Here is a 12,997-nt window from a genome sequence, read left to right on the forward strand (position 1 = left end):
GTTTTGACGATATATAGTTTTGACAACAGATAGTCATGACAACAGATAGTCATGACAATAAATTGTACAAACAACAGATAGTCCGTATTATCGTCAGTCCTATCTATTGTTGGCTGTTACGCCTTGCGTCCAAAGAGCCTGAGTATGCCGTATTCTTGTCGTGCCTATACTCTCTTACGGCAGCCCTGCTCTGCAAGGTTGGGAGAGATGAATACGACCGCACGAATATTGAAAATGGCAATACAAACTTGAAAAGAAAAATCCTGCGGTGGAGATTCTTCTCTCCATCCGCAGGACTTGACCTTGTCAGGGCAGATTGGCTGCCGTTGTACCTTTGCACGATAAGAAACGGCATCAGGGACTTTGCGTGTGCCTTTGCTTACAACGCCTTTGGGCTTACCTCTCCGTCTGACCGATTATTGGCAAATGATTGCTCTTGGTAAGCAGCACTATCGTGCCTGTGAGTTCGGTGTAAAGACGGTCGTATTGCTCGTCAGAAGCAAATGTGTCCGTCAAACCGAACTTGTCGAATGTGGCTTGAATAGCCTTATTCGACAACAATATAGGTACGAGTTTCTCTGGGAGAGGTGCAGGCAGTTCCCTTTCAAACTCATTCTCAAACACGGATACAAGCGTATCATACTTGGAAAAGTGCAAGCCTTGATACAAAACCTCGCTTGCCATGCTTTCCGCTTCGGGGTGCGTGAAACCTTGTGTCACGGCATCGCAGTAAGCTGTGAGAGCCATATCTGCCCGTGCAGTGATAAACTCCTTATCTTTCAATCTCTCAGGGTGATGCTCACTCATGTAACTTCTTAATTTCAATCGAAAGTAAGAAAGTTCCTGTTTGTTGTTCTTTTTCATAATCATTTGGTTTTCAATCGTGAATAATAAATGTTTGGTAATTACTTCCTTTTTATGCGTGTTGCAGTGGCACGTTCTGCCGTGCTATCGACTCACAATAACCTTCAAATACAGTATGCTCCCTGTCTGTGAGTGCAGTCATATCCTCCTGTATCTTGTGGTCGGTTATCTTTCCGTAGATTTGTGTCGTACCTATATTGCTGTGTCCGAGTATCTTGCTGAGCGTTTCCATCGAAATACCATTGGATAGGCATATCGTGGTTGAGAATGTGTGGCGAGCCATGTGAAAGGTCAAGCCCTTATCTATCCGGCATATCTGCCCGATGTTCACACACGCAAAGGATGCTTTCCTTATTGTGAGATTGGGAAATATCAAGTCGTCCGCTTTCTTGTCCTTGATATAGAGCGAAAGGATTTGTTTGGCAATAGGCAGGAGCGGAATAATCGCCTCTACATCCGTTTTCTGCCTTTTGATGCGTATTTCCTCCGTGCCGTCAGCATTATGGGTGATATGCTTCGGTTTGAGCCGTTGCATATCCACACGAGCCAAACCGGTGAAGGCGCAGAAAATGAAGAGTTGCCTTGCTCGCTCGAACTGTTTGTCAATGATGGGCGTTTGCAATACTCGTTGCAGCTCCTCCGTAGTGAGATAACGCCTTGTGCGGTGTGGAAGTTCTGCTTTGTAGTCTGCAAACGGATCAATGCGGATATACTTCTTCTGCTGACCTATGCCGATGAGTTTTCTAAGGAAGATGACCACTACCTGAATAGTGGCAAGAGAGAGGTTGCGTTCTGATTTGAGATAGAAGTCCATTCCCTCAATAAAGCCATAGTCCAACAGGGAGTAGCGAATATCCTCCAGCCCTAAGCGTTCACGCAGATAAGCCTCTATGAGTTGTGTGGCGTAGATGTAATTAGCAAAGGTAGGCTTGGCAATCGTCAGTCCTACGCATGGACGCTTTTCCTCAATAAATAGTCGGGCTTCCTCCAAAAGAAAGCCTTTGGGATTGTCCTCTTCCATGAGTTCACGTTTCAACAACTCGGCAGTGATATAGCCACGTTGCCAAACTAATTCTTGGTATTTGCCTTTGGCTTGTTCCTCTTTGGTTTGCAAGTAGCGGTTGATTTCCTTTGTTTCTTCACCTGTTCCCTTGCACCGTCCCTTATGGCTGTCCCAAAGTTCAGGAGCAATCTCCTTGCCCGTGCTGTATTGTACTTGTTCTCCGTCTATGGTGATACGCCCCATAATTGGGCAGCTGCCGTTCTTTTTCTCTTTGGAGCGATTGATATAAAAGAGTGTCTTGAATGTACTTCGTGCCATAATGTCAAAGTTTTAAGGTGAATGTATCTTGTATTCGCTGCTGTATCGCTTGCATATCCCGATGGATTCTTTCGGAGGAAACCGCTGCATATACCTGTGTCGTTCTCAGGTTGGTGTGTCCGAGCATACGGCTCACCGTTTCGATAGGAACGCCTGCCGAGAGCGTGATAAGCGAAGCAAAGGTATGGCGAGCCATGTGGAAGGTTAGCGGAGTTTCCATGCCGATGTTTCGTTGTATGTAGTGCATACCATTGAGGACAATGTCGGTGGTCGGCACGTCAAAGACAAAGCCTGCCCTTATCCCTCTATAACGATTCATGATAGTCAGCGCAGGGGGAAGCACCTGTACACGATACGGGGTCTTGGTCTTCATGCGTCTGCCCTTGATGCAGAGTTTGCCTTCTTCCAAGACAATGTTTTCCTCTCTCAGATTGCGGACATCGGAGATGGCAAGCCCTGAAAAGCAAGAAAAGACGAACAAATCACGGACAAAACGATAGTTCTCCCATTCAATCTCCAAGTTGATGATGCGCTCAAGTTCTTCCTGCGTAATGCTTCTCGGTTCACCCTTTGGTCGCTCGTAACTGTAGCCCAAGAACGGATAGAAGTCCAGCACACCTTTCTTTACCGCTATGCGGACAATGGTCTGCAAAGTAGACAAGGTACTCGATATGCTGCTGCGTTTCAGTCTGCGTTCGATGGTGAGATAATACTCGAATCCCTCGATAAATGCTTTATCCAACTGTGAAAGGGGTATATCGCTTACTTTATGCTTTTTCTGCACATACTCACGGAGCAGGGAGAGCTGGTAGGTACGAAGTTTGAACGTCTTCAAGGCTCGGTCGATGCCTATGCGCTCCTTTGTCTGTGTGAGATACTCCCCGAAACTCTCCAAGAGCAGGGTTTGGCGGTGGATTTGCCCCTGATAGGCATCCCTCACGTCTGTGGCTGTAAAGGATTCTTCTCTTTCACTGAGTTCGTGAAAGCGTGTGTGGATAAGTGCAGTGCATTCACCAAGTTTCTGATTGACGGACACAGCCATGCTGCTCTTGCCGATAAGCCTTTGCTTGCGGCTGTCCCAAAGAGCGAGCGGAGTCTTACACTTGGTGGAGAAGCCCGAATGGGTTCTGCCAACGGAGATGCGCCCGATGACAGGCACAAGTCCTTTCTTGTCGGTTCGTTTCGCCTGAACGAAGAACGATACTTTGAGTTTGTTTTCCTTCATTTTTTTCTGTCGTTTTTTCAAAATTTCCTTTGCTTGCAAAGGTACAGATGAACAAGTATTCCTGAGCGATGCAGAAAAATGAAAGATGAAGAATAAAAACCTATGATACAGTTGTTTACCTTCAATTCGTAACCCCTTTTTGCTTTTTCCTTGATGGGTTACGATTTGGTAACGGAACTCCTGCCGTTTGATGCTTCCTTTCGCCTAACTCGATAATGGCATAAAAATGCTAAATGATGATATTTCAAATAGTTACATTCCTTGCTTTTCCCTCTGTTTCCCTTGATTCTTAACAACTGATTATGCCCGGAAGATGAGCTTGGATCTACGCATGATAGACGAAAACGGGTACTCAGACCATATCGACAACAAGGCAAGCCATTGTGCGAAATTACTCAATGACTACTATCAGAAGTATGATGCACAGAAAGGTACGCAATTTGTGTTTTCTGACTTGGGTACTTACAAGCCCGGTGGGGACTTCAATATCTATTCTGAGGTGAAGCGTAAATTGGTAGAAGATTATCATATCCCGTCTTACGAGATACGCTTTATTCAGGAGTGCAAGAACGAGAAAGCCAAAAAAGCGATGGTAGAAGCGATGAATCGTGGAGACATCCGCATCATTTTCGGTTCTACTTCTATGCTTGGAACGGGTGTCAACGCCCAGCAGCGTGCGGTGGCGGTGCATCAACTTGATACACCCTGGCGACCCTCAGATTTGGAGCAGCGAAATGGTCGGGCAATTCGTAAAGGTAATATGGTTGCCAAAGAATTTGCTGACAACAAGGTCGATGTGATTATCTATGCCGTGGAGCGGTCGTTGGACAGTTATAAGTTCAACCTACTACATAACAAGCAATTGTTTATCAATCAGTTGAAGACCAACACGCTCGGTAGTCGTACCATTGACGAGGGATCGATGGACGAGGATAGCGGTATGAACTTTTCAGAGTATGTTGCCGTGCTATCTGGTAATACGGACTTGTTAGAGAAAGCCAAACTCGACAAGAAGATTGCCACGCTGGAATCCGAGCGTAAGAATTTCCTCCGTGAGCGTGATACCGCAACGGGCAAGTTGGCGGAGATTGACAGCTCCGTGTCTTTCCATTCAGACAAGATCAAGGAAGCCAAGGCAGACTTGGCGTGCTTTGAGAAGCGTGTGGAGCGTGACAAAGAAGGTAATCCTATCAATAAACTTGTCATTAAAGGTGTGGAGGACAGTACCGACATAAAGGTCATCGCCGCCCGTCTGCATGAGATAGAGGAAAAGGCTCGTACCAAGAGCGAGTACAACAAGATTGGCGAGGTTTACGGCTTTTCCATCATGGTCAAGACGGAGAGCAGTTCAAAGGATCTGTTTGATTGCTCGATAAACCGCTTCTTTGTCAAGGGACAGGAGAGCATCTACTATACTTATAATAACGGTAAGTTAGCGGCAGACCCGAAACTTGCCTGCGAGAACTTCGTAAATGCCTTGGAGCGTATCCCTAAGGTGATAGAGTCGCATGAGAAGGAGAAAGAGAAGGTGGCAGCCAATAAGGAAATCTATACTGCTATTGCTAATGGGACGTGGAAGAAAGAGGACGAGCTTCGCTCGCTCAAAGGGCAGTCGGCAGAGTTGGACAGAAAGATTGCCCTTACACTTGCACCATCGGAAGAGGAAAAGGAAGAAACGGAGGGCATGAAACAAGAAGAGGCTTTATCTGGCAATAGTCATTCTGTCAAGGTAAGCAATGAGCCGTCTCCTGTTCAAAATAAAGAAGAGGACAGTCATTCACAGAGTTTCAGACCCAAATGGAGACACTAAATATAGAACTATAAGTGTTAACGATTAGATTTCGGCAATAATACCATTTTATTGCCGAAATCTTGTTCTATTCCAGAACCGTAAGCATTATTTATAACAATCTCCTCCTCTAAACATCTCCTGAAGTTTTGACATCCCCTTCAATAATTCATCAAATGTTGGCTTTTCCCCGTAAATCATAGATTCTTTCATTGAATCATAGTCAGAACTCCATGTGTCAATAATATCTTTTCTGGGGATAAGCTGGAGACGTTTGCGTATATCAGGTGTATAGTCCACACCTCGCACAGAGGTGTAAATTTCCCGATGATGGCGTATGGATTCCCATAAAACATCATTACTAACTGCATCCCTTGCCAAATCTTTATTCATCATGACGTAAAGGTCATAAAGGTGTCGGCTTTTGCGTTCAGCCACCATTCCATGCCCGGGAACAGAGAATAACTCATGGAGCAAGAACACCTTTTCAAGAAATGTCTTTGCAGGAATGGCAGTATTTATGACACTATCGTTCAATGGCATAACAGGGAGGTTCTCACCAAGGATACTTTTGATTTGTATTGGCTCTGTCGGTTCAATCAATGAACGCGCACTGACTTCCAATACTACATCAGGACGAAGATATGTGAGTGCCTTATCAAAGACAGACTTGTAATGAAGATAAATCTGACGTGGTTCGGGATACGTGTTATCACCTTCGCCGTTGGGTTGTGCTTCGACTGTAATAAACGACTGTAATCCTTGCCGTTCAAGTTCTTCGCAAATCATGGGAGCCAGCTTCGCTAAAACGAAAAGCGATGATGTCTTACGCAATTTCTTGATTTGTTTTTTCGTAAGGTCTCCTTCCTGCGCACCAAGGAATACGGGATCAAAAGCAAGGTCTATATCCTCCGAAAATCGTTCTATGAGTTTCCATCCTTTGCTCAGACTTGTACCACCCTTGAAAACTATATGCCTGGCAACAGGCAGTGCAAAGACCACCTGTAGGATTGCGGTTACCCAGAAATCTTTCTCAACGACTTGGGCTGGCAGTCCCACCTTATGCGCAATTGATTCATAGACGGTTTTTCGCTGTGAATCTGATAATTTCAAAAACTTATTCATACAAGCTAATTATAAATTCCCTTACCTTTGAGGTCATTAGTTTTAGATCTGTCGCCTGAAAGCGGGGATTTGCGTTTACCTGTGCTTTAATGAGGGCGATCTGTTCCTCCGTCAAATTTTCCACTTTCCAATCTTTAAGTGCCATTGTCAAAAGAAGAGCTAACTGGCTGCGAATGGCAAAGTATCTGGGTGAGGCACGCTTGAATTTTATGTTTTTCCCCTCGCCAAGATCTATTGTGCGAGACACTCCGTCAGTTAAATAAACAACATTCATCGGCACCTGTTGAGTAAGTCCCAGTTGGTATTGGGCAAAAAGCCCTGTTGGGACAATTCTTGCCCCGTCTCTTTTTGCCATTGCCTTGGCGATGTCTTCAAGCGAAGGAGGGACTGCACCAAGTCCATACACCTTTTCTATTTTAGGATAGCAGTAAATACCACGTGCGACTCTAAGCAACAGTCCCTTCGCCGTGAGGCGCTCCAATGCTTTATTAACTGAATTTCGACTACCATACGAAATAAAATCACCAATAAAGAATACAGAACTACGTCCGCACTTTTTTACCTTTGTAAGTATTTTATTTTCAATACTTTCATTCATATTTACATGTAATTTTTGTCGCGAAACAATACATTATTCACGACAGCAAAGATACATATTAAAATCCATAGTCAGCTCAAAAATCTACGAAAAAATATATATTTGCTAAAAGAAATAGCCTTTCCTTTGAAGATAGCCATTCACAGAGTTTCAGACTCAAATGGAGACACTAAATATGTATTGGTTATCCAAATGAAAGTCAAGCACTTGTTCTTGTGCTTGACTTTCGATTTTTGAAAAATTTTTATCTTGGCATTCTTATATTGTGTATGATAATTGGTTGAATTATCTCCATAAATTCATTATTGCCAGATAGGTTCTTTATTCCAATGGTTAGGGAAGCCAATCTTGTAAATTGGAATATCCGGACATTCTTCTATCAATGAGATAATTTTCTTTTTGTATGTGTCCCCGGCATTGATAGCATTGCACAGGTATAGCATAGAGATAATTATCAGATATGGCTTTTTCTTGGCAAACTCCGAAAGAGGCTTTTTCAGCCAAATACCTTTGGGATTGTTGATGTCCATAGGTCGTTTTACCATATTCCGACTCCAAACTCTGGAATGATGGGCTACAATATTCCTCAGATAAGATATAGCTTCGAGCCAGCTTGAGAGTTCTGTGTGTATGTTAAGTCCGAAGTCATTGGCAATTCTCGCCTTTTCCGGTAACTGATGACAGAGATTCTTGTATATCTTTGAAAGAGTACCGAAAGTTGCCACCTCAAAAATCACCCACGCATCAGGCTGCTGGGTAAATGATATACATTTCCCGTCTTTCCACACTCCGTATTTGCGTTTGTATTCTTTTATAAAGACTTCACCACTGCGCATAAATTCGCTCATCAAATCCTCTATATGTTGTTGGTGGAGAGATTCATTTACAAAGAGTTTTTTGTCGGTATAGAATAGCCTGCCAAAAGATTGTGAGAGATGATAAATCATTTTTGTTCGTAGTGCTATCTCTATCGCTTCAATGGCATCAAACAGTATCAGGCGTAATTCCTTATCGAAGAAATAACGTGAGATAACATCCTCAAATCTGGATTCCTCCATAAATATATGATGGTCTCTGTCCTTTTGCATATCCCACCAGTACCCCTTTAATCGGTAGTAGCTGATATGGTTCAAGTGAAGACGGGCAAAATCCTCGTCTTCAATAATCATGCCCCTATCTTTCAGTAAATCGATTTGTTCCTGAATGGAACGTGATTTTTTATTTGCCATAGTATATATAAAAAAATGACTCGCCGGCAGATCTTACGGTATGCCAAGCGAGTACTGTTATCTTCATGTGCGGTAAAACCGCAACCAACTTTCTGCTTGCAAAGGTAAGTATTATTTTTTGTTCCGGCAAAATAATTGCGGATAAAAAAATATAAGCAACAATAATTACCATCCCTCTCGCTTTCGGAGCATCTCATCTATCTCTTCTCTGAGGAAGAGTAAACGCCCATTGGCTTTCAGGTATGGTATTTTTCCTGCCCAAACCCAGTTATAGATGGTTTTCTGCTCTACTTTAAGTATCTTGGAAACATCAATGATGTCCAAGTATTCGGGTTTCAATGGAGGGTGAATGGTCGTATCGACAGATTGCTCTTGCAAAACCAGCAGATGGTCAAGTTTACTCTCGACAGTCATCAGCTTGTCAAACAAGCGTTTCTGCCATGTATCTTCGGTTCTTTGGTCTATGTATGACATAATTCTCCTTTTTGATAGTTACCACTTGTGTCTTGCGACAAAATACGCTGCTCCTTCATATAGGCAATGTACTTCTTTGCCGTTCGATCCTTGATTTCCATTTCTCGCATCAACACGTCGCATAACTCTTGATATGATAACTTTAGTTTGGCACGGAATGCAAACTTTACGACAGCCAACAGCTCATCGGTCTTGCGTCTCTCTTTATCCTCCTTCGACTTTTCCCCACGATAAACGTGCATATCGGCTTTCTTATCCCAGCCAAAGAGCATCATCGGCACATCTAGCGGACTGCCGTCACGCACTTTCAGAGCCTTGACGACTGAGTATTCAGGATTGTCATCCTTCTCAATGGAAAGAATACCCGCCGCCTTGCGTTGCAGTTCAGACCCTATATGTCCCCTTAGTTTGATGCCGTTGGGTACAAAATGGAGTACGCAAATGATACAAGTATTGTAAATTCCTGCCAAGCGGTAGAGTTCGTCCACGATGGCTATACTCTCCGTTTCATCGTTGGCGGAGCGTATCAAGTCTGCTATACCGTCAATGACCACAAGATGAATTCCACTGTGTTTGTGATGAAACAAGTCCATACTCTCACGAATGATTTTCAGTCTGTCCTTGCGAGATAGTGATGCCAAATAGAGAGAATGATAAAACTCAGGCACGGACTTGATACTAGCCCTGCGAAGCGTCTTCTCCAAGTTCTTATAGAGTTGTGCCTCGGACTGTTCCGTATCATAGTGAAGAACGGCCAAACCTTTGGGGTTGGCAGTTACCTCCAATCCCAAGGTTTGCTCTGCCTGTAATCTTTCTGAACCAAGTGTGCCGGCAAGGATGGCGGCAATGTAGTTGCTTTTGCCTGTTCCTTCTCCACCTGTGATACAAAACAGATTGTCCTGCGTTCCAAGCGGAACACCATTTACTGCCACCACCGACTTTGAAGCGTCTGGCGGATTATCGTAGTCTATCTCACAAGATTGCAATATCATCATCGTCTGTGCATACATATTGGTGAACATATCATTAAGAAGCACTTTCAAGTCCTTTGCTTCATTGCCCAAGGCAAAGAAGTCCGATATATCCTTCTCCGACTTACCCCCTTGCAATGGTAAGGTTAGACTCAATACCTTGTATTGAGCAAATGCATCTGTCTGCCGTTTAGCTTCCCTTACACCTGTCTCGTCCGTATCGTACAATATAATAATGTGTTGAAAGCGAAGCTGCAATCCTTCGATGATATTCTCAGGAATCTGTGCCGTCTCACTGTTGAAACAGATGGCGTTGAAACCATGAGCCGAAAGTGAAAGCACGTCTTTCTCCCCACCTGTGATGAAAACAACATCCCCTTTGCTGGGCAGCTGCTGGAAGCCAAAGACATAGTCGTTCACTTTCTCACCCCCATAAAGAAAGCGCAGCTTACTCTTAGGGCGATAGACTTTTACAAACTTCCCCATGCTATATCCAAACATAGGCTCATCATGTGTAGAACCAAGAGTAAACGGCTTTCCCTGATTGGAGACAGACTCATAGCGAGCAAGCGACTTTACATGAAAACGTTGCAGAGTCTTAGCATCAATGCCGTATTGCTCCCAATAGTCTAGTTCTTTGACATTGAAAGATTGCTCAATTAGCTTGTACCATTTTTTACCTTCCATCTTCTTGAGCTGGTTAGGTGGTTGTACTAAGGGTGGTTTGCAAGGCTTCATCATCATTGTGTGGGGATTACTATGTTCTTTCCTTTCAATGCAAATATTCAGCTGCAAGTCCCGATTTATGGTTTCAAGCACCTTAACAAAGTCTTTCCTCACGTCCAGTCCGAGCATTGTGGCTGCAAACCAAAAGCAGTCGCCGGAGTAGGCATCGTTGCCAAAGTCCTTCATTCGGTAGCAGCCGGACTTGTTGTCGAGATAGATATTGCACGATGCACGCCTGTCGTCATACATAGGATTTCGGAAATTGCGCTTTGGCACAAAGTCGATAGGCATATAGAAGCAGAACACATCCAGTCCTTTGTTGGTTCGGCTCAGTATTTCTTCTTTGATGTTCATAGCTCCTCAAATAAAGTTTGACCATCACCCATATATCCTTTAAGGACACCATCCTTGTAGGCGTTGAGCCGTTGTAGGGCTTCCACTCGTCTGAAACCCTTGAAGGAGGCACGTCCGCTCTTGACGGCGACGTAAAGTCCCTTGAACGGATAGGCAACGTGGTTGCATGATATATACCTGAACGGGATTGCGTTGGTGTCCCTCCATCGGGCAAGGGATGCCCGCGAAATGCCCAAGAGTCTGATGACGTCGGAGGAACTGAGTTCCATCTTATCCTCCAAAACGGAATAATCGCGTCTCATTTCCACGATAAAGCCGGCTATCCGCTCCATGTCGTTCCTTAGTGAGCGTAACTCTGCAATTACCGTCTTTTGTAAATTGTCTTCTTCTGTCATATGCCACTTCTCTTTTCAGTTTAGGATTGAATAGTTGCTCTCCGTGGATTATCATCCGTCTGGAAATTCAGAGTCCTTCCCCAATTGGTGCAATAACTGCATAAGATGCTGCTTAAATCTTCTACTGTCCAGCTTGCACAGCCGATTGAGAATGACGATGAGATCTTCCTGCTCCATTGTGGAGAAGCGAAGGCTTTTATGGGGCGTGGTTGCTATCATGGACTCAATCATACCCTTGGGGAGATGTATCAAGAGCACGTCCATATCGAAGGCTGCCGCACATCTTGCATAAGTGTTGATACGAAGGTCGGTCTGCATCTTGCAGTGTTTCATAAAGTTGGAATATTCCATATTGGCATAGCCTGCCCTTAGCTTGCAGTTTTTGCTGGCGGAGAGCATGATTTCAAGTGTCGGAAGTACAACGTAGAATTTTGCATTACTTCCGGAGTTTTGTTTCTTTGTATTCATATGTATCCGTCTTTTTGTTAGAAATAATGCTGCAAAGTTCTTAACAAATAGGGCTTTAGAAAGAATATTAAATTGCCAATATTGGCATTATATTGCCATTTTGCATTTTTAACATTATGCGTTATTTGTTGCCGTGTTGCCCAATACGTAGGCGAAAATATTGAGCCTGCCATATCAATCACACCTTTGGGACTGTCAGTGCATGGTGCAAGGTCTATCTATATATATAGACTTGCACCATGCACTGAAAATTGTAGCCAAAAGATTTCTAAAACATTTTCCCACAATAATTTGGAGGATGTTCTACTTTTTTGTACTTTTGAACCCAAGAAATGCAAGTGCGCATTTCGGGTAGCAGTATCTGCGTGTACTCTCAAAATACTCTGTTGTGGCTACAATATGGCTACAATTAAAAAGGATAAAAAAATAAAAGACTATGATACAAGGAGTTGCAGCGAAATGGTCATTTTCCTCTCTGACCTTACACTATTGTTTTATATGCTGCCTTTTGCATTATCCCATTCGTACACTTTTGTTTGGCAATAAGCCTATCCATATCTTCCGAAATCTTGCAGTCGGTTACCTGCGCATAAATCTGCGTACTTGCAATTGATGCGTGTCCCATCATCTTGGCGATGCTCTCTATGGGAATACCTGCACTTAGGCACATCGTTCCGAAGGTATGTCTTCCCATGTGATAGGACAAACGTTGTTTGATACCACAAGCCCTGCCTACGATGCTTAACTTCGCTGCTAACACACTTCTGCTGCAACAGGGTTGAAAGATAAGACGGTTATCCATATCCGTATTATTGCCTTCTTCTTTCACCGCTTTTAGTTGCCTTTGCTGCTCGATAATCGTCTTGGCAATGGGGTGTAACGGTACAATGAACTCCATCTTGGTCTTCTGACGTTCCTTTCTTATATACATCTGTCCGTCCGCTGCCGTTTGGATATGCTTGTATTTCAAATTCTCCATATCTGAGATAGCTAAGCCTGTGAAGCAGGAAAAGATGAACATCTGTCTTGCTAACTCTGTTTCCTTGTCATTCATCCTCATTGACATAAGTTTCATCACATCGCTCTTTTGCAGAAAGCGTATCTTCTTTTCATCCTTCTCATACTTGGCGTTATCAAGCGGATTGCAGCGGATAATCCTCTTGCTGACCGCACGGAACATCAGTCGGCTCAGCCAACAAAGATAATTGTTGATGGTAGAGCCTTTCAATCCTTTCTTTTTAAGAAAGAAGCGGTATTCCTCAAACAGTTCCTCCGTTATACTTCGGATTTCTATATCCTTACTCTCTAAGTCCTTTATAAACTCGCACAGCATTCTATTCGCATAGCAAAGGTTAGTGTATGTACCTTCTGCTTTTGACTTGCCCACACTTTCCTTTACCGATTGTAGTTCTGCATTACTAAGCTCCAACAAAGTGGTAGGAGAAGTTGCTATGCCCT

The 12,997-nt window shown here is 43.7% G+C and carries 11 protein-coding genes and 1 pseudogene; 1 reads left to right on the top strand and 11 read right to left on the bottom strand.

Features of this window, described 5'->3' with window-relative positions:
* Positions 1 to 396: 396 nt before the first annotated feature.
* Genes HMPREF9018_RS08615 through HMPREF9018_RS08625 form a run of 3 tightly spaced genes read right to left on the bottom strand, consistent with a single transcriptional unit; the run spans position 397 to position 3,410 of the window.
* Positions 397 to 864, bottom strand: coding sequence for a DUF1896 domain-containing protein (locus HMPREF9018_RS08615; protein WP_008450577.1), 468 nt, complete (start codon positions 862 to 864; stop codon positions 397 to 399).
* 52 nt (positions 865 to 916) lie between these two features.
* Positions 917 to 2,185, bottom strand: a complete 1,269-nt coding sequence (locus tag HMPREF9018_RS08620; protein WP_004348459.1) for a site-specific integrase — start codon at positions 2,183 to 2,185, stop codon at positions 917 to 919.
* Positions 2,186 to 2,189: 4 nt separating this feature from the next.
* Entirely contained in the window at positions 2,190 to 3,410 is a 1,221-nt protein-coding gene (locus HMPREF9018_RS08625) for a site-specific integrase (RefSeq protein WP_025064855.1), read from the bottom strand.
* A gap of 289 nt (positions 3,411 to 3,699) precedes the next feature.
* Between HMPREF9018_RS08625 and HMPREF9018_RS08630 the strand changes: the two are divergent.
* Positions 3,700 to 5,220, top strand: a pseudogene (locus tag HMPREF9018_RS08630) (helicase-related protein); the annotation flags it as partial.
* 87 nt (positions 5,221 to 5,307) lie between these two features.
* Here HMPREF9018_RS08630 and HMPREF9018_RS08635 read toward each other — a convergent pair.
* The 8 genes from HMPREF9018_RS08635 to HMPREF9018_RS08670 all read right to left on the bottom strand — a co-directional run.
* Positions 5,308 to 6,324 (bottom strand): nucleotidyl transferase AbiEii/AbiGii toxin family protein, encoded by a 1,017-nt coding sequence (locus HMPREF9018_RS08635; protein WP_008450579.1) that lies wholly within the window; start codon positions 6,322 to 6,324, stop codon positions 5,308 to 5,310.
* Positions 6,317 to 6,922, bottom strand: coding sequence for a DUF6088 family protein (locus tag HMPREF9018_RS08640; RefSeq protein WP_008450575.1), 606 nt, complete (start codon positions 6,920 to 6,922; stop codon positions 6,317 to 6,319). The genes HMPREF9018_RS08635 and HMPREF9018_RS08640 overlap by 8 nt, the downstream gene beginning before the upstream one ends.
* A gap of 302 nt (positions 6,923 to 7,224) precedes the next feature.
* The gene (locus HMPREF9018_RS08645; protein ID WP_008450571.1) at positions 7,225 to 8,151 is read right to left on the bottom strand and encodes an Abi family protein; all 927 of its coding nucleotides are present in this window, start codon (positions 8,149 to 8,151) and stop codon (positions 7,225 to 7,227) included.
* A gap of 165 nt (positions 8,152 to 8,316) precedes the next feature.
* Positions 8,317 to 8,625 (bottom strand): helix-turn-helix domain-containing protein, encoded by a 309-nt coding sequence (locus tag HMPREF9018_RS08650; RefSeq protein ID WP_008450569.1) that lies wholly within the window; start codon positions 8,623 to 8,625, stop codon positions 8,317 to 8,319.
* Positions 8,613 to 10,676 (bottom strand): bifunctional DNA primase/helicase, encoded by a 2,064-nt coding sequence (locus HMPREF9018_RS08655; protein ID WP_008450556.1) that lies wholly within the window; start codon positions 10,674 to 10,676, stop codon positions 8,613 to 8,615. The genes HMPREF9018_RS08650 and HMPREF9018_RS08655 overlap by 13 nt, the downstream gene beginning before the upstream one ends.
* Positions 10,673 to 11,071, bottom strand: a complete 399-nt coding sequence (locus HMPREF9018_RS08660) for a hypothetical protein (RefSeq protein WP_008450566.1) — start codon at positions 11,069 to 11,071, stop codon at positions 10,673 to 10,675. Before HMPREF9018_RS08660 ends, HMPREF9018_RS08655 begins: the two co-directional genes overlap by 4 nt.
* A 51-nt stretch (positions 11,072 to 11,122) precedes the next feature.
* Positions 11,123 to 11,470 (bottom strand): hypothetical protein, encoded by a 348-nt coding sequence (locus tag HMPREF9018_RS08665; protein WP_232724667.1) that lies wholly within the window; start codon positions 11,468 to 11,470, stop codon positions 11,123 to 11,125.
* Between the two features lie 550 nt (positions 11,471 to 12,020).
* A partial coding sequence (locus HMPREF9018_RS08670) for a tyrosine-type recombinase/integrase (RefSeq protein ID WP_008450558.1) occupies positions 12,021 to 12,997 on the bottom strand: 977 nt, incomplete at its 5' end.

The sequence above is a fragment of the Prevotella amnii CRIS 21A-A genome (genome assembly GCF_000177355.1).
In the GTDB taxonomy this organism is placed as follows: Bacteria; Bacteroidota; Bacteroidia; order Bacteroidales; family Bacteroidaceae; genus Prevotella; species Prevotella amnii.